The organism is Mycolicibacterium gilvum (assembly GCF_900454025.1).
In the GTDB taxonomy this organism is placed as follows: domain Bacteria; phylum Actinomycetota; class Actinomycetes; order Mycobacteriales; family Mycobacteriaceae; genus Mycobacterium; species Mycobacterium gilvum.
The window spans coordinates 480,720-500,838 of sequence record NZ_UGQM01000001.1; the positions used below are offsets into that span (position 1 = coordinate 480,720).

13 protein-coding genes are annotated in these 20,119 nt (G+C 69.7%); 5 read left to right on the plus strand and 8 right to left on the minus strand.

The window, feature by feature from the left end; all coding sequences use genetic code 11:
- Nucleotide 1: 1 nt before the first annotated feature.
- The 4 genes from DYE23_RS02180 to DYE23_RS02195 are packed head-to-tail and all read right to left on the minus strand — an operon-like array spanning nucleotide 2 to nucleotide 4,885.
- Nucleotides 2-2,101: a xanthine dehydrogenase family protein molybdopterin-binding subunit gene (locus DYE23_RS02180; protein ID WP_115326375.1), complete on the minus strand. Its 2,100-nt coding sequence runs from the start codon at nucleotides 2,099-2,101 to the stop codon at nucleotides 2-4.
- Nucleotides 2,098-3,090, minus strand: a complete 993-nt coding sequence (locus tag DYE23_RS02185) for an FAD binding domain-containing protein (protein WP_011891284.1) — start codon at nucleotides 3,088-3,090, stop codon at nucleotides 2,098-2,100. Before DYE23_RS02185 ends, DYE23_RS02180 begins: the two co-directional genes overlap by 4 nt.
- Entirely contained in the window at nucleotides 3,087-3,608 is a 522-nt protein-coding gene (locus DYE23_RS02190; protein ID WP_013470508.1) for a 2Fe-2S iron-sulfur cluster-binding protein, read from the minus strand. Before DYE23_RS02190 ends, DYE23_RS02185 begins: the two co-directional genes overlap by 4 nt.
- 41 nt (nucleotides 3,609-3,649) lie before the next feature.
- Nucleotides 3,650-4,885, minus strand: a complete 1,236-nt coding sequence (locus tag DYE23_RS02195) for a YibE/F family protein (RefSeq protein WP_115326376.1) — start codon at nucleotides 4,883-4,885, stop codon at nucleotides 3,650-3,652.
- 66 nt (nucleotides 4,886-4,951) lie between these two features.
- On the opposite strand from DYE23_RS02195, the gene DYE23_RS02200 reads away from it, so the two are divergent.
- On the plus strand, nucleotides 4,952-5,584 hold the full coding sequence (locus DYE23_RS02200) for a DUF4304 domain-containing protein (RefSeq protein WP_011891281.1): 633 nt from the start codon (nucleotides 4,952-4,954) through the stop codon (nucleotides 5,582-5,584).
- Between the two features lie 61 nt (nucleotides 5,585-5,645).
- Here DYE23_RS02200 and DYE23_RS02205 read toward each other — a convergent pair whose 3' ends face one another.
- From DYE23_RS02205 to DYE23_RS02220, 4 genes are all read right to left on the minus strand, one after another.
- Nucleotides 5,646-6,914, minus strand: coding sequence for a pyridoxal phosphate-dependent aminotransferase (locus tag DYE23_RS02205; RefSeq protein ID WP_011891280.1), 1,269 nt, complete (start codon nucleotides 6,912-6,914; stop codon nucleotides 5,646-5,648).
- Nucleotides 6,915-7,014: 100 nt separating this feature from the next.
- The gene (locus tag DYE23_RS02210; RefSeq protein WP_172527689.1) at nucleotides 7,015-10,185 is read right to left on the minus strand and encodes a 4Fe-4S dicluster domain-containing protein; all 3,171 of its coding nucleotides are present in this window, start codon (nucleotides 10,183-10,185) and stop codon (nucleotides 7,015-7,017) included.
- 141 nt (nucleotides 10,186-10,326) lie between these two features.
- A complete protein-coding gene (iniR, locus tag DYE23_RS31110; protein ID WP_115326377.1) occupies nucleotides 10,327-12,828 on the minus strand; it encodes an isoniazid response ATPase/transcriptional regulator IniR in 2,502 nt (833 codons plus the stop codon).
- A gap of 3 nt (nucleotides 12,829-12,831) precedes the next feature.
- Nucleotides 12,832-14,655, minus strand: a complete 1,824-nt coding sequence (locus tag DYE23_RS02220; protein ID WP_115326378.1) for an Hsp70 family protein — start codon at nucleotides 14,653-14,655, stop codon at nucleotides 12,832-12,834.
- A gap of 203 nt (nucleotides 14,656-14,858) precedes the next feature.
- Between DYE23_RS02220 and DYE23_RS02225 the strand changes: the two genes are divergently transcribed.
- The 4 genes from DYE23_RS02225 to DYE23_RS02240 all read left to right on the plus strand — a co-directional run bounded on the left by DYE23_RS02225 (nucleotide 14,859) and on the right by DYE23_RS02240 (nucleotide 20,082).
- Entirely contained in the window at nucleotides 14,859-15,374 is a 516-nt protein-coding gene (locus DYE23_RS02225; protein WP_011891276.1) for an Rv0340 family IniB-related protein, read from the plus strand.
- Nucleotides 15,375-15,635: 261 nt separating this feature from the next.
- On the plus strand, nucleotides 15,636-16,652 hold the full coding sequence (locus DYE23_RS02230; RefSeq protein ID WP_115326379.1) for an IniB N-terminal domain-containing protein: 1,017 nt from the start codon (nucleotides 15,636-15,638) through the stop codon (nucleotides 16,650-16,652).
- A 100-nt stretch (nucleotides 16,653-16,752) separates the two neighbouring features.
- A complete protein-coding gene (locus DYE23_RS02235; protein WP_115326380.1) occupies nucleotides 16,753-18,579 on the plus strand; it encodes a dynamin-like GTPase family protein in 1,827 nt (608 codons plus the stop codon).
- Nucleotides 18,580-18,588: 9 nt separating this feature from the next.
- The gene (locus DYE23_RS02240) at nucleotides 18,589-20,082 is read left to right on the plus strand and encodes a dynamin family protein (protein ID WP_115326381.1); all 1,494 of its coding nucleotides are present in this window, start codon (nucleotides 18,589-18,591) and stop codon (nucleotides 20,080-20,082) included.
- Nucleotides 20,083-20,119 lie beyond the last annotated feature (37 nt).

Genomic DNA, 20,119 nt, shown 5'->3' on the forward strand with positions numbered 1-20,119 from the left:
CTTACGGAAGTCCGGCGAGCACCTTGTCCAGGGTGACGGGAAGATCCCGGACCCGAATGCCGGTGGCGTGGTAGACGGCGTTGACGACGGCCGCGGCGGACCCGACGATGCCGATCTCCCCGGCGCCGCGCGACCCCATCGGGTTGAGATGCTCGTCGACCTCGTCGAGCCAGATCGCGTCGATGTCGACCACGTCGGCGTGTGAGCTGATGTGATAGGTCGCGAAATCCTGTGTCACCACATGCCCGAACCGCGGATCGCGCACGCTTTCCTCGTGCAGGGCCATCGACAGACCCATCGTCATACCGCCGATCAGTTGGGACCGCAGTGTGCGCGGGTTGATCGCGCGCCCGATCGAGAACACACCCAGCATCCGCGGCACGCGGATCTCCCCGGTGTGCCGGTTGACGTGCGCCTCGACGAAATGCGCACCGAAGGACTGCACGGTGACCTCGTCGTTCTCCGGATCGGGCGCCTCCGTCACGGTCGTCGCCCCGATCACCGGCGGGTTGCCGTGATCACGCCGGAACTGTTGGGCGGCAAGCACGATCGTGGTTCCCCACGATGTCATCCCGGAGGATCCGCCGGCCACCGACGCCGCGGGCAGGTCGGTGTCGCCGATCTGCAGCGTGATCGCCGCGAGATCGCAGTCCAGCGCGTCCGCCGCGATCTGGGACAGCGTCGTCCACGTGCCGGTGCCGATGTCGGCCGCACCGATGTGCACGTCGTAATGGCCTTCGGCGCTGTAGGTGATGCGGGCCGCGTTGCCCGGCATGGCCATACCCGGATAGGTGGCCGAGGCGACGCCGGTGCCGACCAGCCAGTCGCCCAGGACGCGCGTGCCCGGTTCGGGGTCTCGCGACGACCAGTCGAACCGCTCGGCGCCGACCTCCAGGCACTCCACCAGATGCCTTTCGGACCAGGGCTTTCCGGTCTCAGGATCGGTCGGCGGGTCGTTGCGGATACGCAACTGGATCGGATCGATGCCGGCCGCGACCGCCAGTTCGTCCATCGCGACCTCGGCGGCGTACGTGCCCGGGCATTCCCCGGGGGCGCGCATCCAGAACGGGACAGGGACGTCGAGCGCCGCAAGACGGTGCGAGGTCCTGCGGTTCGCGGCGGCGTACATCTTGCGCGACGTGACCGCCGTCTGCTCGGCGAACTCCTTGACGGTCGCGGTCTGGCCGATCGCGTCGTGCACGAGCGCGGTCAGCCTGCCGTCGCGGTCCGCGCCGAGACGCACCCGCTGGATGGTCGGTGTGCGGTAGCCGACGAGGGAGAACATCTGCTGGCGGGTCAGCGCGAGCTTCACCGGGCGACCCCCGGCACGCTGCGCGGCCATCACCGTGAGCACGTCGTGCGCGTGCGGGGCGCCCTTCGACCCGAACCCTCCGCCGACATGTGGTGCGACGACCCGCATCTGCTCCGGTTCGAGACCGAAGATCGGCGCCAGCGTCTTGCGCACGACGTGGACGCCCTGGGTCGAGTCGTACATCGTGACGGCGGGAGTCCCGTCGCGGACCGTCCACTGCGCGACACACGCGTGCGGTTCCATCGGATTGTTGTGCTCGGTCGGTGTCCGATAGGTCTGATCGACGGTGAATTCCGCTGCGGAGAGCGCGGATTCGACATCGCCCTGATCGGAGTCGGGTGGATACGACGGGTTGACCGACTCGGGCGTGTACAGCCCCGGATGGTCGGCACGCAGCGCCGCGTCGTGCTCCTTCTCCTGATACTCGACGTGGACGAGAGCGGCTGCCTCCCTGGCGATCTCGGCGGTCTCGGCGACCACGCCGCCGATCAGCTGACCCCGGAAGTGGACGGTCGCGTCCTGCAGGATGGCGAGCTCGCCGTCGGAGGCGTCCGCGAGCTTCGGCGCATCGGACACCGTCAGGATGTCGAGCACCCCGTCGACCGCGCGCGCCAGGTTGGTGTCCATCGCGATCACCCGCCCGCGGGCGATGGTGGCCTGAACAGGATGCAGGTACGCGGGCGAGTCGACCTGTTGTTCGTAGGCGTAGGCGGCCGCGCCGGTGACCTTGGCCTGTCCGTCGCGGCGGGCGGTCGGCGCACCGATCGCGCGTGGTTCCAGCATGGTCATCGTGTCCCCCGCTCGGTCAGCATGCGAAGCTGCGCCATCAGTGTGCGGCGCGCGAGCTCGACCTTGAACTCGTTGCCCGGCAGGGGTTCGGCGGCGGAGATCTCGGCGTCGGCGGCAGCGGCGAAGGTCTCGTCGGTGGCCTCGGCGCCGGCCAGCATCTGCTCCGCGCGGCGCGCACGCCATGGCTTGTGAGCGACCCCGCCCAACGCGATCCGTGCCGTCGCGATCGACTCCCCGACGAAACTGAGCTCGGCGGCCACCGACACCAGGGCGAACGCATACGACGCGCGGTCACGCACCTTGCGGTAGTCGGATACCGCGTGCGGCGGGGGCGCGGGAAGTTCCACCGCGGTGATCAATTCGCCGTGGTCGAGCACGGTGTCGAACTGAGGCTCATCCCCGGGCAGTCGGTGGAAGTCGGTCGCCGGTATCCGCCGGCTGCCGTCGGCCCCCTCGACCACGATGTGGGCGTCCAGTGCGCTCATCGCGACCGCCATGTCGGACGGGTGCGTGGCCACGCAGTGCCGGGACGCGCCGAGGATCGCGTGATAGCGCACGTATCCGCCCAGGGCAGCGCATCCACTGCCGGGTTCACGCTTGTTGCACGGTGTGGTGACATCCTGGAAATACACACAACGCGTGCGCTGCAACAGATTCCCGCCCGTCGTCGCCGCGTTGCGCAGCTGCCCCGAGGCGCCCGAGAGCAGCGCGCGGGCCAGCATCGGGTAGCGCGAACGCACCACCGGGTGCGCCGCGAGGTCGCTGTTGCGCACGTTCGCCCCGATGCTGAGACCGCCGTCGTCGGTGAGGGCCACCTCGGTGAGGTCCAGTCGGCTCACATCGACGAGCAGGCGAGGTTCCGCCACACCGAGTTTCATGTGGTCGACGAGGTTCGTGCCGCCCGCGAGATAGGCCGCATCGGGATGGCGGGCCAATGTGGCGACCGCGTCGGCGGGACTGGTCGCCAGGTGATACTCGAAGGGCTTCACCGGTCCGCCGCCCGCCCGATGGCGGCGACGATGTTCGGGTACGCCGCGCAGCGACAGAGGTTGCCGCTCATGCGTTCCCGGATCTCGTCGGCGGTGAGTTCAGGTGGTGCGTCGAGGTCGTCGCTGACGAAGCTCGGCGCGCCGGACTTGACCTCGTCGAGCATCCCGACCGCCGAGCAGATCTGCCCGGGCGTGCAGTAGCCGCACTGGAATGCGTCCTCGTCCTGGAAGGCCTGCGCCACCGGGTGGAGGGTGTCCGCGTCGCCGAGTCCGGCGGCGGTCGTGACCCGCATGCCGTCCGCGGCGACGGCGAACGTCAGGCAGCTGGTCACGCGGCGCCCGTCGACGAGCACGGTGCACGAGCCGCACTGGCCGTGGTCGCAGCCCTTCTTGGGGGCGGTGGCGCCGAGTTTCTCGCGCAGCGCGTCCAGAAGGGTCAGACGGTTGTCGATGTCCAGCGAGCGCTGGTCACCGTCGACGGTGAGATCGATGTGGGAGGTGTGAAGGGGCTGGCTCACCGTCGGCGGGTACCCGAGGCGATACCGGCCAAACAGCGGGGTCAGTGACGCCGCTGCTGCGGGGTGGCCAGCATGGCCGCGATGCCCGTCGTCAGCGGCACCGACAGCGCCAGCGCGATCCCGCCCACCGCGGAGCGGGCCACCTCGATGGCGACGCTCTCGCTGGTCAACACGTCACCCAGCGAGCGGTTCGCGACGCTGAACAGCAGCAGCAGCGGCAGCGCGCTTCCGGCGTAGGCGAGCACCAGCGTGTACACGGTGGACGCGATGTGGTCGCGGCCCACCCGCATCGCCCCGACGAACACCTGCCGGCGCGTCGCGCCGTCGCCGACGGCGGCCAGCTCGAACGCCGTCGAGGCCTGCGTGACGGTGACGTCGTTGAGCACACCCAGCGAACCGATGATGAACCCGGCCAGCAGCATCCCGGTGATCGACACGTTGCCCAGGTAGGCGGCGACCTCGTTGTTCTGATCCTCCGACAGCCCGGTGATATGCGTGAATTCGATTGCTGCCCAGGACAATCCCGCTGCCAGCAGGAGCGAGGCCAGCGTGCCGAGCAGTGCCGCGCTGGTGCGCAGGCTGACACCGTGGGCGAGGTAGAGCACCGCGTAGAGGATCGCCGCGGACGCGACCAGGGCCACGGGTACGGCCGGCGCACCGTCGCGCAACGCCGGGAGCAGGAACACCACGAGCACGCCGAACGCGATCACGATGCCCACCAGAGCGCGCAGTCCCCGCCACCGGGCGACCGCCACGATGACGATCGCGAACACGAGCGCGAACGCGGTCAGCGGCCACGTCCGCTCGAAATCGTAGAACGCATAGGTGGTGGTGCCCGCGTCGTCGACCTGACGGCTGAGGCGGACGTCGTCACCGACCGCGAGGCTCGGCTGACCAGGACCCACACCGATCTCCAGCAGGGTGTCGGCGCCTTCGTTCGGACCCGAATCGATCGACACCAGAGACTGCACGCATTCGGCTCCGCCGCCCTCGGCGGGCAGCGGCGGGGAGGTGAGCACCGATCCTGCCGACGGGCTGCCGCACGTCGCCGCGACGCTGGACAGCACGTGACCGGACTCCGTGGTGACGGCGCCGCCCGCGGCGTTCTGGAACGGCAGGGGGATGTCGGACTTCTGACCGTCGGGCCACAGCAGGGCGGCGCCGATCATCACCGCGACGCCGATCACGACGAGCAGCCCGACCACGACCTTGGCGGCCAGCGGTCCCAGCGGTGACGGGCCGCTCAGCGAATGCGTGTGTGAGTGTGAGTGCGCCACCCGCACAGGGTAGTTGTCGAGAAATTGGTGCCCGGGGGGTCCGTTCCGGCGACTTAGCCTGAGGGCATGGTCAGAAGCGCGGCCGAACGATCGGCGCTGAAGCGAGTGTACGAGTCCGTTCTGTCCGGCGAGGTGATGCCGCTTCTCGGCTCCCGCGGGTTCACCAGGTCCCAGAACACCTTTCGCAGATCACGCGGACCGCTCTACGACGTCATCAACTTCCAGGCCAACTGGAACAACAGCGTCACTCCCTGGTACGGATTCTTCGTCAATGTCGGCGTCGGGTCCGTGGAGATCGACCAGGCCTGCCCCGGCCATCCGCACGTGCATCCCCCGGAGGGATTTCTGCTCGACCGCCGCTGGGAGCACCTCGTGCCTGACGCGCCGTATGAGGTGCGGTTCGACCTGAGAACCGACATGTCGGCGTTCGGCGCGAACCTGTGCACCAACCTGGAGCGGGTGATCGACGAAGTCGAACGAACGACGTCAACTCGCGAACTCGTCGAGTACGCCGTCACGAACAACCTGCTGATCGCCTACGAGAAGACCTGCTGTTACCTCGCGGCGACCAACGACACCGACACCCTGAACGCCTACGTCGGCCGGTTGCATGAGTACTTTGGGCATCAGGACCGGTGGAAGACCTTGAGCGACAGCATCAGCGCGGTGGCCGGGCCGGTTGTGCTCCGCCGAATCTGAAGTCGTGCCCGAACTTCGGGCCGGACGTCGGCAACAAGTTCAGATTCGGCGCGCGGCCTTCTTACTGCCGGTAGCTGACGAGGAAGTTGCCGAGCCGCTCGATGGCCGCTGACAGGTCGCGGGCCCACGGCAACGTCACGATGCGCAGGTGATCCGGTGTGGGCCAGTTGAATCCGGTGCCCTGGACCACCAGGATCTTCTCCTGCAGGAGCAGGTCGAGGACCAGTTGCTCGTCGTCGGCGATGTCGTAGACCTCGGGGTCCAGGCGCGGGAACGCATACAACGCACCCTGGGGTTTGACGCACGACACCCCGGGGATCTCGTTGAGTGTCTCCCACGCGATGTCACGCTGCTCGAGGAGGCGGCCACCGGGCAGAACCAGGTCGTCGATGCTCTGATGGCCACCGAGCGCCACCTGAATCGCATGCTGGGCAGGGACATTCGGGCACAGCCGCATGTTGGCCAGCAGGCTGATGCCCTCGATGAAACTGGCGGCGTGTTCCTTGGGCCCGGTGATCACCAGCCACCCGGAGCGGTACCCGGCCACCCGGTAGGCCTTGGACAGCCCGTTGAACGTCAACGTCAGCAGGTCGGGCGCCACCGAGGCCAGCGAGATGTGCTCGGCGTCGTCGTAGAGGATCTTGTCGTAGATCTCGTCGGCCAGCAGCAGCAGCTGGTGCTTGCGCGCCAGGTCCGCGATCTGGGTGAGGACCTCGCGGCTGTAGACCGCGCCGGTCGGGTTGTTCGGGTTGATCACCACGATCGCCTTGGTGCGGTCGGTGATCTTCGACTCGATGTCGGCGACGTCGGGGTTCCAGCCCTGCGTCTCGTCGCACAGATAGTGCACCGGGGTGCCCCCGGCCAGCGAGGTGCACGCGGTCCACAGCGGATAGTCCGGTGCCGGGATCAGCACCTGGTCGCCGTTGTCCAGCAGCGCCTGCAGCGTCATCTGGATCAGCTCGGAGACACCGTTGCCGAGGAACACATCGTCGATGTCGAAGCGCGGGAAGCCCTCGACGAGCTCGTAGCGGGTGAACACCGCGCGGCGGGCGCTGACGATGCCCTTGGAGTCGGAGTAGCCCTGCGCGTAGGGGAGCGCGGCGATGATGTCGCGCATGATCACATCGGGGGCCTCGAAGCCGAACGGGGCGGGGTTGCCGATGTTGAGCTTCAGGATCCGGTGGCCCTCGGCCTCCAGCCGCGAGGCGTGCTCGTGCACGGGCCCACGGATCTCGTACAGGACGTCCTGCAGCTTGCTGGACTGCGCGAACTCGCGCTGACGCGCGTGCTGGCCAGTGCCTGCCTGCCAGTGCGCCTGGTGCGTACTCATGCCGATCAGTGTCCCACGGGTGTCCAAGTCGATTTCCGGGCCGAAAACACCGAGGCCGCCGTCGCGAGGTGCGACGGCGGCCCTGGTGTCGTGAGTGGGATCAGCGCTTGCCCGGACGGCGGGCGCCCTTGGCGATGCCGAGACCCTTCACCGGCGCCTCGTCTCCGACGACGCGGTCGTCGCCTTTCGAGCCGTCCGAACCGTTCGACGACGGTGTCGCGGGTGCGGATTCCGGCGCGGCGGCCTCGGGTTCGGCGGGCTCGGGCTCGGGCGCTGCGGCCGGAGCCGAGTCCGGGGCCGCGGCCGGGGCCTTCTTCTTCGCACCCGGACGACGTGCGCCCGCCGCGATGCCCAGACCCTTGACCTCGGGTTCCGGCTTCGGAGCGTCGTCGAGCCCACGGTCGGAATCGGCGGTGCCGGCGGACTCGGTGCCGGCCTCGGCCTTGTCCGGGTCCACGTTGGGCGGCTGCACCACGGTGCCGGACGCCTTCTTGGCGCCGGGACGCTTGGCGCCGCCGGCGATGCCCAGACCCTTGGCCTCGGGCTCGGCCTTGGCCGGTGCGTCGGCGGCGGGAGCCGCCTCAACCGCGGGAGCCGCCTTCTTGGCGCCGGGACGCTTGGCGCCGCCGGCGATGCCCAGGCCCTTGACCTCGGGCTCGGCCTTGGCCGGTGCGTCGGCGGCGGGAGCCGCCTCAGCCGCGGGAGCCGCTTTCTTGGCGCCGGGACGCTTGGCGCCGCCGGCGATGCCGAGACCCTTCGCCGGAGCCGCCGCGGCGGCCGGCTTGTCCTCGGCGGGCGCAGCCGCGGTCTTCTTGGCGCCGGGACGCTTCGCACCACCGGCGACACCGAGGCCGGTGACGGGCTTGGTTTCGGTCGCTGTGCCGGCCTTGGCTTCGGCGGGTGCGGCCTCCTCGGCCGGGGCGGCCTCCGGCTCTTCGGCCTCGACTTCGGCGGGTGCCTCGGCCGCGATCCGTGCCGCGCGCTCCTCGGATTCCTTGGCCGCCGTGCCCTTCTCGGGCAGCGTGAAGGTGCTCTTGTCCAGCGACCCGAGCAGCAGCTGGGCCACGTCGAGCACCTCGACCTTTTCGATGTCGCGGGTCGCGGACACGTCGTCGACGCCGTCGGTCATCATCACGCGGCAGAACGGGCACCCGGTGGCGATCGCCGAGGCGCCGGTGTCGATGGCCTCCTCGGTGCGCTCGGTGTTGACGCGCTTGCCGATGTGCTCTTCCATCCACATCCGGGCGCCACCGGCGCCACAGCACAGACCACGGTCGGCATGGCGGGGCATCTCCGTCAGCTTCGCGCCGGAGGCCCCGATCAACTCACGCGGTGCCGAGTACTCCTTGTTGTGCCGGCCGAGGTAGCAGGGGTCGTGGTAGGTGATGTCCTGACCGTTCGGGCTGCCGTCGGTCGACTTCACCGGGACGAGCTTCTTGTCCCGGACGAGGCGGTTCAGCAGCTGGGTGTGGTGCAGCACGGTGTAGTTACCGCCGACCTGCGGGTATTCGCGGCCCAGCGTGTTGAAGCAGTGCGGGCAGGTGACGACGACCTTGCGGTCCACCCGCTCGATGCCGGAGAACAGATCGTTGAGGGTCTCGACGTTCTGTGCGGCGAGCTGCTGGAACAGGAACTCGTTGCCTGAGCGGCGCGCGGAGTCGCCGTTGCAGGTCTCGCCCTCGCCGAGGACCAGGTACTTCACTCCGGCGGCGGACAGCAGCTCGGCGACGGCCTTCGTCGTCTTCTTGGCTCGGTCCTCGTAGGCGCCGGCGCAGCCGACCCAGAACAGGTACTCGTAGCCCTCGAACGAATCGACGTCCTTGCCGAAGACCGGCACGTCGAAGTCGACCTCGTCGATCCAGTTGGTGCGGTCCTTGGAGTTCTGGCCCCACGGGTTGCCCTTGGTCTCCAGGTTCTTGAACAGCACACCGAGCTCACCGGGGAACTCGGACTCCATCATCACCTGGTAGCGGCGCATGTCCACGATGTGGTCGATGTGCTCGATGTCCACCGGGCACTGCTCGACGCACGCGCCGCAGGTCGTGCAGGACCACAGCACGTCGGGGTCGATGACGCCGCCCTCTTCGAGGGTGCCGACCAGTGGGCGGGTCGCCTGCAGCGGGGAATCGGCGGGGATGCGCTCGAAGCCGGACTCCGGGACGTGCTCGTGGGAGTGCTTCTCGCTGTGCTTCTCGCCGCGCAGCTCCTCGCCGAGCCCACCCTCGGGGGTGTTCTCCAGCGGCGACTCCTTGCCGTCGAGGAAGTACGGCGCCTTGGCGAACATGTGGTCGCGCAGATTCATGATCACGAGCTTCGGCGAAAGCGGCTTACCGGTGTTCCATGCCGGACACTGCGACTGGCAGCGACCACACTCGGTGCAGGTCGTGAAGTCGAGATAGCCCTTCCAGGTGAAGTCCTCGATCTTGCCGCGGCCCAGCACGGCGTCCTCGGCGGGATCCTCGAAGTCGACGAGTTCGCCCTTGGACTCGACGGGCAGCAGCGGGCCCAGCCCGTTGGGCAGGCGCTTGAACGTGACGTTGATCGGCGCCAGGCCGATGTGCAGGTGCTTGGAGTGCAGCACGATCAGCAGGAACACCAGCATGATCGCGATGTGCGCCAGCAGCGCGATCGTTTCGATCCACTCGTTGGCGGTGTGGCCGAGCGGACGCATGATCCAGCCCATGAACTGGGAGAAGAACGCGCCGTTGCCGTAGGGCAGGTTGCCGACGACGGCGGCCGCGCCACGGACCAGCGCGTAGGTCCAGATGACGTTGAAGATCATGAACAGGATCAGCCAGGCGCCGCCGGTGTGCGAGCCGTAGAACCGGGAGTCGCGGCCGTGCTTCTTGGGCTCGCGGACGATGCGGATGATCGCGAAGGTGATGATGCCGAGCAGCACCGCGACGGCGAAGAAGTCCTGCAGGAAGCCCAGCGCGTCCCACCGGCCGATCAGCGGGATGTGGAAGTCGTGGTCGACGAGCAGGCCGAACGCTTCCAGGTACACCGTCGCCAGGACGAAGAAGCCCCACATGGTGAAGAAGTGGGCGATGCCCGGGATGGACCAGCGCAGCAGGCGCGTTTGCCCGAAGACCTCTTCGAACTGCGTGGTGATGCGCTTCTGGAGGTGGTCCTTGCGGTTGTTGCCCTCGCTCAGCGGTTGCCCGGAGCGGATCAGCTTGGTCAGCCACAGCACTCGCTTGGCGGCGAACACCCCGACGACGGCGAGCATCAGAACCCCGGCAATGATCCTGATCAGCATCTGCGTTTCCACGCGGGCCTCCGGTTTTCGTGTTACCCGTGGGTAACTTAGAGTAGGTTACTGGCGAGTAACTTCAGCTCGGTGCCTGCTCATAGTTACATCAGCCGGATAATCAGCGCTACGAAGGCTGACCTAACTAGTTGGGCGGGCCGGTCAGCGCGAGGCCGGGGTGTCGAGTGCGGCCCGCAGCATCGACAGCATCTCCGACCGCGATTCCGCGCCGAGACGACGCCGGATCCGGGCGACGTGGTGCTCGACGGTCTTTGCCGAGATGAACAGTTGCGACCCGATCTCGCGATAGGGCAGGCCCTGGAGCAGCAGCTCGGCGACTTCGCGTTCGCGTTCCGACAACTGCGTCGACGACACCCGCTGGGGCACCGCCGGCGGGGGCGCGACCGTGTCGGTCGCGGACGAGGGGACGGACGCATCGGAGACGGCGACCGTGGCCTTCAGATCCCGGGCGAGCTGCAGCATCGCCTGGGCTGCCCGGGAGTCGGTGGTCTGCAGCGCCGCCTGACCGGCGAGCCGGGTGGCGTCCCAGGTGTGGCCGTGCAGCGCCAGACCGCGAGCCGCAGCCGTGACCTCGGCGACGTCGACGCGGTCGGCGAGTACCCGCAGCCAGGTCCGACCGGCCGCTGCCAGGGCCTTCGCGAACTGCGCGTGCGGGGCTGCCGCGGTCAGCGCCGCGCCGTGAGGCGCGACCGCATCCGGGGAGTTCGCAAGGATGCCCGCGTGCACCCCGGCCCAGTGCAGGGGTATCGACCACAACAGCGGATCGCCCAACGCCGCCAGCAGTCCGAACACCTCGTCCAGCGAGTGGCGCACCTGGTCGACCTGACGCAGCCGCGACGCGGCGATCCACAGCTCACCGAGCGGGAGGACGGTGAACAGGTCGGCCGAACTCTCCGCGAGCACGTCCATCGCCGAACGCCAGTGCATCTGCATCGCGCCGGTGTCACCGCTGCGCCGTGCGATCCCGGTGTGCAGCGCCGCCGCCCACAACGCGTCCCGTCGGTGCAGGCGCGGGTCGCCGTCAGCCGGGATGGCCGCCGCCGCGGCCGCCAACTGCCCGTCCTGCATGTACGCCCAGCCCTGAAGCAGACGGTGCCGGGATGTGACGAAGGTCGCGTCGGCGCGATCGGGACGGCTGTCGGCGAGGACGGCGCGGCCGATCACGCTGCGGGCCCGCACCGGATCGCCGCCGTGCAGCGCGGCCAGTGTCACCAGCGCGGCGGGGGTGTCGGGCAGAACGCCGTGCACCGCATCCACCGCGATCGCCTGACTCAACCGCGCGATCGCGGCGGGGTAGGGCTGATCGAGGGTCATGACCAGGCCCTCGGTGATGGCCCGTGCCGAGCGTGCGACGGAGGTCGGCGGACCCGACGGCGGGCCCTGCGCGGTCGACCTGACCGCGGCGGCGTCGCCGACGGCCAGCGCGGCGATGGTCTCGGCCGCCCCGACGACGGCGTCCGGTGCCGGACCCAGCCACGCGAAGAGGTCCGCTGCCTGCCGCGCGGCGCCGTCGTGCAGCGCGATGCTCGCCGCGATGCGCACGGCGGCGGCGCGCTCGTCGGGGTCCTGCGAGGTCAGCAGATCATCGGCGAGCCGGCCTGCCGTCACGCAGTCCCCGGTGAGCACGAGCGCGTCGGCGAGGGCCGGTCGCACCGCGGTGGTGCCGGCGTCGGTCGCGGCGCGGTACAGCCGCGCGGCGCGCGCAGGACGGTCGGGGACGCGCGCGGCGAAACCGGTGAGTGTGGTCGCCAGCCGATCGTCCCGGACGCCGTGGTCGGCGATGCGCAACGCGAGGTCGGCGGTCAGCGTGCACAGCGCCAGCTGCGAATCGAGCACCGCCATCTCGACGTCGTGATGCCTTGCCGCACCGACGATCTGGGCGATCCCGTCGTGCACCGCGGCGAGGAACTGCGATGTGTGTGCAGGATCGATCAGCGCGGTCGCGCGGGCCGAGTCCACCGCGGCGACCGCCTCGTCCGCCGGTGTCCGCAACGCGGCGGCGACATCGTCGGGTCCCAGACCGGGGCTCAGCGTCATCACGAGCAGTGTGTCGAGCAGGTGCCCGTCGAGCCGGGCGAGCCGCTCGATCAGCGCGAAGTGGGCGGCCTGGCGCGCGGACTGTGCGCCGTCGGGGATCGCCGACAGGGCCGCCGACACCAGGAACGGGAAGCCGCCCGTCACCGAGACCAGCAGCCGGGTCAGCTCGGGCACGACCGATGCGCCCAGTGCCGACGTCGCCGCCTCCTGCACCTGCGCCGCCGTCAGTGGGCGCAGCGCGACCTCGGGGTTCTCGCGCGCCAGCACGGTCATCAGGACCTGCAGGCGAGACCGGTGCATCAGCGCCTGCGTCGCGATCACCACGGTGGACGCCGGGTCGCCCGCCAGGTCGGTGAGACGGTCGAGGTCGTCGTCGCCGAGCAGATGGGCGTCGTCGACGACGAGCGCGTACCCGGCCCCGTCGCCGGGGGTCCCTGCGTCGGGTGGTCGGGAGAGGACCTGACGACCCGCGGACCGGAACGTGGTGCGCATCGCCGCCAGCAGCGTCGTCTTCCCGGTGCCGATACCCCCGGTCACCAGTGACTTGGTTGCCGCGCGCGGATCGGCGTCGACGGCTGCGATCGCCTCGCGGGCGGCCGGCAACACAGGTCAGGCGCCGCCGTCCGGAATGACCGTCGTGACGATCGGGTCCGGCGGATCGACCGTCGGAGGCGGTTCCTCCGTCGTCGGCGGGGGCGGTGCCTGGGTGGTGGTCGGCGGCGGTGTCGTGGTCGGTGGCGCCGTGGTGGTCCGCGTGGTCGTGGTCGTCGGCGCCGTGGTGGTGGTGGTCGTGGTGGTCGTCGTCGTGGTCGTCGTGGTCGTGGTCGACGAGGACGGCGTCGTGGTGGTGGTCGACGAGGTCGACGACGGCGGCGGAGGCGGCGGCTGACTGACCGTGGTGGTCGCCACGCCGTCGGGCCCGATCGTCACCGTGGTCACCGGGGGCGGGAGCTCTACCGGGGTGGTGTCCGAAGGTGCTGTGGTGCTTGCGGTTTCGGTGACCGTCGTCGATCCTTCCGACGAGGTCAGCGTCACCGCCAGACCACCCACCGCCAGCAGCGCGGCCGCGGCGGCGAGCCCGAACAGCACCGGCGGCCGCTTGTACCAGGGCAGTGGTGGCAGGTCGTCGGAGTAACCGTCGTCGCCCGGCGCGAACGCGACCGGAGGGCGGGCGCCGGTCGCGGCGTCGCCGTATCCCGCCGGTGAGGTGTAGTCGGCGCCGGTGTAGGGCAACGGATCCTGGACGCCGTCGTCGTCCTGGGACCACGCGAGCGCGCCGCCGGCGACGGGTGGGGCCGCGGGTCCCAGCGCGGTGGGTGCGTCGACGGCCGGGCCCATCGCGGTCGGTACGTCGGCCGCGGCGGCCATGCCGGTCGGCGCCATGCCCGTCGGGGCGTCGGCGTCCAGCGTCTGGTTCGCGATCAGCGCGGCGCCGGCGCCGATGTTGAGCAGGGCCTGCGGTGTGGTGACCACCGGCGCGCGCAGACGTTCGGACAGCCGCTGGGTCACCAGCGGTATGGCGGCACCGCCACCCACGGTGGCGATCGCCGAGATGTTCTCTGTCGCAACGCCATTGCGCGTCAGCGTGTCGTCGATGAGGCTGAGCAACCCGTCGAGCGGACCGGCGATCATCTGCTCCAGCTCGGGGCGGGTCACCCGGACCTCGGAGCGGAAGCCCGGCAGGTCGACCGGGACGGCGGTGGCGGTCTCGGAGGACAGCCTCTCTTTCGCGGCGCGGCACTCCTCGCGCAGTCGCATCAGCGGACCGACCGCGGCGGTTCCCGCGGTGTCGGCCTGGTCGGTGTCGGCGACCCCGGCGAGCACATGGTCGAGCAGGGCACGGTCGATGCCGTCGCCGGAGAACTCCGGATATCGGACCGTCTGACCGACGACGACGAGGTTCGCGCCCGCGTCGGCCAGGGTCACGCTGGAACCGCCGCCGCCGAGATCGACGAGGACGACGACGCCGCTGCCGGGCAGTCCCGGAGAGACGCGCAGTGACGCCAGTGCCGCGGTCGAATCCGGGATCAGCGTGGCGGGCACCCCGCCGGGGGACAGGCTTGGCACGGTCCGCAGCGCACCGCGCAGCGCACCCACCGTGCCCGGGCCCCAGTGCGAGGGCACGGCGATCGCGACCGGGGAGCCACCGTCCACCAGTCGCGCCATCGCGTCGAGCGCGGCGGCCAGCACCTGTTCACCGCGATGGGCGCTGCCGTCCTCGGCGATCAGCGGCACCGGGTCGCCGACCCTGTCGACGAAGCCCGTCAGAACCACGCCGGACGGGTTGTTGCCCGCGTTCTCCTCGGGGGTGCCGACCTGAGGGGCCTGGCCGGCGACGAGGGTGAGAATGGCGCGGCGGGTCACAGGTGGACGGCCCACCCGGGCCGCCACCAGGTTTGTCGTGCCGATCGACAACCCGAGGGGTTCGGTCATGCTGCGGCGCCTCTCCTGTCTGGACCGTGCACCACCATAACCGCTCGCCGACACCCGGCGGTGGACGTTCCCCTAGTGTGGCGAATCCCCTAACGGGCCTGCCCCTAACGCCCGAAGCGGCAGCGCGGGGTGTGCACCGATCCGGTCGACGGTCGACCGCACCTACCATCGAGGACACGTGAGCCCGGGGGAAGGAGACGGTCGTGGCGAACTCGCTACTCGATTTCGTGATGGCGTTGGTGCGCGACCCCGATGCCGCGGCCCGCTATGCCGCGGATCCGGCCCAGGCGATCGCTGATGCGGACTTGGGCAGTGTGACCAGCACGGATGTGCAGAACTTGATCCCTGTCGTCGCGGAGTCACTGTCCATGTCGGTCCCTGCCCACGGCCTCGACGCCTTCGGCGCCGAACCGCAGGCCAATGTGTGGGCAACCGGTGCCGCGACCGCGGCCTTCGACGCGTTCGACGTTCAGGTGCCCGCCACGGTCGTCGCGGATTCCACCCCGTTCGCGCCTGCCGTCGTCGAGGACATCGAGCCCGAGGGGGCGGTGCCGACGGCCCTCGATCTGGTGGAGCCGGCGGTATCGGTGCAGATGGACGACCCTGCCGTGCTCGACGATGTCCCATCGACCGGGGTCGGCCTCGGGGCGGAATGGGATACGCACCTCGTCGATACCGACCCCGGGGATCTGCCGTCCTCGTTCGACCTCTTCGACTGACCCCTCTCTACTCCGAGACCCGCACGGATCCTGTGATCCGTGCGGGTCTTTGTCGTTTCTGTGGTTCTGGCCTGCGCCAATGGAGGGCCGTGGGGATCCCCCGATGTATCCCCCAATCCCCTAATAGGGGCGCCCCCGCAGCCCTAGTGGGCCGTGCTGGGGATTGGGCACGAGCCCCGTTTCCGGCACGTGCCAGGCTCCATACATTGGTTCCCAGACGCCGGGAGGAACCGGCGAGACACACCCAGAAAGGGGACTCTCATGAACACTCTCATCGACTTCATCCTCGACCTCTTCCGCAGCCCGGCCGCGGCCCAGTCCTTCGTCATCGACCCCGACGGCGCACTGCGCGACGCCGGCCTGCCGAACGTGACCGCCGCCCAGCTCGCGTCGGTGGCCGCGACGGCCGCACCGGCCGGCTACGCCCTCGGCGGCGGCGACCCGATCGTCGGCCTGCAGCGCGCGGTCGCCGACCATCACCAGCTCGCGTCGAACTTCGCGTCGCCGTTCTCGCCGCAGACGTCCTACGCACCCACCTTCGCTCCGGAAACCACCACCGACCTGCTCAGCGGAAACAACGTCCCGGTGGCCAGCCCGGTGCAGGACGCCGGCGCGAACGCCCAGAACGGTGCGTTCAACCTCGGCTTCGGCGACATCACCTTCGGTGACAAGACCAGCAACACCGCCACCGACGGCGGCGTCGTGGTCGACGGCGACAACGACGGCGACATCGTCAGCGGCGACGGCGCGGTCCTCGGGGACGGCAACACCATGAACAACGGTGACATCCTGGCCGGCTCGGGCTCCAACGTCGTGGTCGGCAAGGACAACGAGGTCGAGGACAACTCGAAGACCGCCGGCGGCGACCTGATCGCCGACAACGACGCCCCGGTGCTCAACGACGTCGACACCAGCGGTGGCAACGGTGGCGGCGCCGACGGCGGCGGCAGCCTGATCGGCATCGGTTCCGGCACCGCGGTCGGCGGTTCCGGCGGCAACGGCGGCGGCATCATCATCACCGACACCGACGTCAACAGCGGCACCCAGGTCGACGGTGACTACGGCAGCGGCAACGTCGAAGACAACAGCACCAACACCTCGGTGCAGACCGACATCGCGACCTCGACCGAGAGCTCGATCGAGGACAACTCCTCGACCTACGAGTCCAACATCGGGTCGGGCAACGACACCAGCACGGACTTGTTCTCCGACAACGTCACCGGTATCGACACCGATCTGGCGTCGAACAACGACACGACGCTGGTGGACGCGTTCTGATCTGTTGACCAGGCTGCCGGCGGGGACCGAACGATGGTCCCCGCCGGTTTGTCCGCCTACCGTGAGACAGCGCAGCACACGCCCGCCTGAGTAGGGAGCCATGACGCAACCGAACGACCCGAAGAAGGTCGTCCTCGAGCTCATCGAGCACACCAGGAAGATCGCCGACACGCAGGACCGCGGCGACCTCGTGGCCCGGCTCGACCGCGCCGCGCGGCGCGTCGAGGACCCGCAGATCCGCGTCGTGATCGCCGGCCAGCTCAAACAGGGCAAGAGCCAGTTGCTGAACTCGTTGCTCAACATGCCGGTCGCCCGCGTCGGGGACGACGAATCGACGGTCGTGGCGACGGTGGTGTCCTACGGGGAGCAGCCGTCGGCGCGACTGGTCGTGGCCGGCGGGGACGGTCGGGAACCGGAGCTCATCGAGATCCCGACCGCGGACCTGCGCAACGATCTGCGTCGCGCCCCCCAGGCCGGCGGCCGGGAGGTGCTGCGGGTGGAGGTCACCGCACCCAGCCCTCTGCTCAAGGGCGGGCTCGCGTTCATCGACACCCCGGGGGTGGGCGGACACGGCCAACCGCACCTGTCGGCGACCCTGGGGCTGCTGCCCGATGCCGACGCGATGCTGATGATCAGCGATGTCAGTCAGGAGTTCACCGAACCCGAGATGACGTTCATGCGACAGGCTTTGGACATCTGCCCGGTCGCCGTCATCGCCGCGACCAAAACCGACCTGTATCCGCACTGGCGCCGCGTGGTCGAGGCCAACGCCGCACATCTGCGGCGCGCGGGGATCACCACCCCGATGGTCCCGGTGTCCTCGACGCTGCGCAGTCACGCGGTGGCGCTCAACGACAAAGAGCTCAACGAGGAGTCGAACTTCCCGGCGATCGTGAAGTTCCTCTCCGATGAGGTGCTGTCCCGGCACAACGGCGGGGTCAGGGAGCAGGTCGTCGCCGAGATCCGCGCCGCCGCAGAACATCTGACGCTCGCCGCGGAGTCGGAACGCTCCGCGCTGACCGACCCGCACACCAGGCAGCGGCTGACCGCCGACCTGGAGGCGCGCAAGCTGGAGGCCCAGGACGCGTTGCAGCAGACGGCGTTGTGGCAACAGGTGCTCAACGACGGTATCGCCGACCTGACCGCCGACGTCGACCACGATCTGCGAGAGCGCTTCCGCAACATCACCTTTCACACAGAGCGCGTCATCGAGACCGGCGACCCGACGCTGCACTGGGCCGAGATCGGCGCCGAACTCGAGGACGCCGTCGCCACCGCCGTCGGCGACAACTTCGTCTGGGCCTACCAGCGTGCGGAAGCCCTCGCCGCCGACGTGGCGCGAACCTTCACCGAGGCGGGGCTCGACGCCGTGCGCATTCCCTCGCTGAACGCCCGCGACATGGGCGCCGATCTCGGCGAGTTCCGCTCGCTGGCCCAGCTGGAAGCCAAGCCGTTGAAGTTCGGGCACAAGGTGGTCACCGGGATGCGCGGCTCCTACGGCGGCGTCCTGATGTTCGGCATGCTCACCTCGTTCGCCGGCCTGGGCATGTTCAACCCGCTGTCGCTGGGTGCGGGCTTCGTGCTCGGCCGCAAGGCCTACAAGGAGGACATGGAGAACCGGCTGCTGCGGGTGCGCAACGACGCCAAGACCAATGTCCGCCGCTTCGTCGACGACGTCGCCTTCGCGGTGGGCAAGGAGTCCCGCGACCGGCTCAAAGGGATTCAGCGTCAACTGCGTGACCACTACCGCGAGATCGCCAACCAGACCACGCGTTCGCTCAACGAGTCGCTGCAGGCCACACTCTCCGCGGCCAAGATGGAAGAGGCCGAACGCACCGCCCGCGTCAAGGAGCTGGACCGCCAGCTCAACGTCCTGCGCCAGGTCATCGACCACATCGACCACAAGCTGAGCGCGCCGGCTCACTAAGCTCGGGGGATCAGTACCAGCGACCACGTACGGGCGATCCTCGACGGCACCATCGGTGCCTACCGCAGCGACCCCGCGTACCGGCACCGTCCCGACGTGCACGCCGAACTCGACCGAATCGGACGCCGACTCAACGAACCGATGCGGATCGCGCTCGCGGGAACGCTCAAGGCGGGCAAGTCGACGTTGGTCAATGCGCTTGTCGGAGAGACGATCGCGCCCACCGACGCGACCGAGGCGACCCGCATCGTCACCTGGTTCCGGCACGGGCCCACGCCGAAGGTCACCGCCAACCACCGGGGCGGGCGCCGCACCAACGTGCCGATCGCCCGCGACCCCCACGCGGGCGGCCTGACGTTCGACTTCGCCCGCCTCGACCCCGACGACGTGCTCGACCTCGACGTGGAATGGCCGGCGTCCGAACTGGTCGACGCGACGATCATCGACACCCCCGGCACTTCGTCGTTGTCCAAGGACGTGTCGGCGCGCACGCTGCGGTTGCTGGTTCCCGACGACGGCGTCCCCCGGGTGGATGCGGTGGTGTTCCTGCTGCGGACGCTCAACGCCCCGGACATCGCGCTGCTCAAGCAGATCGGCGAACTGGTCGGCGGGTCGTCCGGTGCGCTCGGCGTGATCGGTGTCGCGTCCCGCGCCGACGAGATCGGGGCGGGACGTATCGACGCGATGATGTCGGCCGGCGACGTGGCGGCGCGCTTCACCAAGGAGATGGAGCAGACCGGCATCTGCCAGGCCGTCGTCCCAGTCTCCGGTCTGCTCGCGTTGACCGCGCGCACGTTGCGGCAGAGCGAGTTCGGGGCGCTGGACAAGCTCGCCGGCGTCGAACCCGCCGAGCTGGCCAAGGCGATGCTGTCGGTGGACCGCTTCGTGCGCGAGGACAGCCCGCTGCCCGTGGACGCAGCGACCCGGGCGGCGCTGCTGGACCGGTTCGGAATGTTCGGCCTGCGCATCTCGATCGCGGTGTTGCGCGCCGGAGTGCGCGATTCGGTGGCGCTGGCCGAGGAACTGCTGGAGCGCAGTGGGCTGGTCGCGCTGCGCGACGTGATCGACCAGCAGTTCGCGCAGCGGTCCGATCTGCTCAAGGCACACACCGCGCTGCTGTCGCTGCGGCAGTTCGTGCAGCGCAATCCGGTCTATGCGACGCCGCGGATCCTCGCCGACATCGAGCCGCTGCTCGCGGACACCCACGCGTTCGAGGAGCTGCGGCTGCTCAGCCGGCTGCGGTCGCGCCCGACGACGCTCAACGACGACGAGATGGCGTCGTTGCGGCGGGTGATCGGCGGCTCCGGCACCGACGTCGCGAGCCGGCTCGGCCTGCCGCCGGGCGACGAGTTCGACGGCCCCCGCGCGGCCTTCGCCGCAGTTCAGCGGTGGCGTCGGCGAGCGGACCACCCGCTCAACGACCCGTTCACCGCGAGGGCATGCCGCGCCGCCGTGCGCAGCGCCGAGGCGATCGTGGCCGATTACGCCCGCAGGGGGCGCTGAGGCCTAACGTTTCGGGCCGCCGCAACGACGTACAGGT

What these genes read in the sequence shown, in the direction of transcription:
- DYE23_RS02180 (WP_115326375.1), bottom strand. Translation starts at nt 2,101, where the DNA reads ATGACCATGCTGGAACCACGCGCGATCGGTGCGCCGACCGCCCGCCGC.
- DYE23_RS02200 (WP_011891281.1), top strand. Translation starts at nt 4,952, where the DNA reads ATGGTCAGAAGCGCGGCCGAACGATCGGCGCTGAAGCGAGTGTACGAG.
- DYE23_RS02205 (WP_011891280.1), bottom strand. Translation starts at nt 6,914, where the DNA reads ATGAGTACGCACCAGGCGCACTGGCAGGCAGGCACTGGCCAGCACGCG.
- DYE23_RS02220 (WP_115326378.1), bottom strand. Translation starts at nt 14,655, where the DNA reads ATGACCGAACCCCTCGGGTTGTCGATCGGCACGACAAACCTGGTGGCG.
- DYE23_RS02230 (WP_115326379.1), top strand. Translation starts at nt 15,636, where the DNA reads ATGAACACTCTCATCGACTTCATCCTCGACCTCTTCCGCAGCCCGGCC.
- DYE23_RS02235 (WP_115326380.1), top strand. Translation starts at nt 16,753, where the DNA reads ATGACGCAACCGAACGACCCGAAGAAGGTCGTCCTCGAGCTCATCGAG.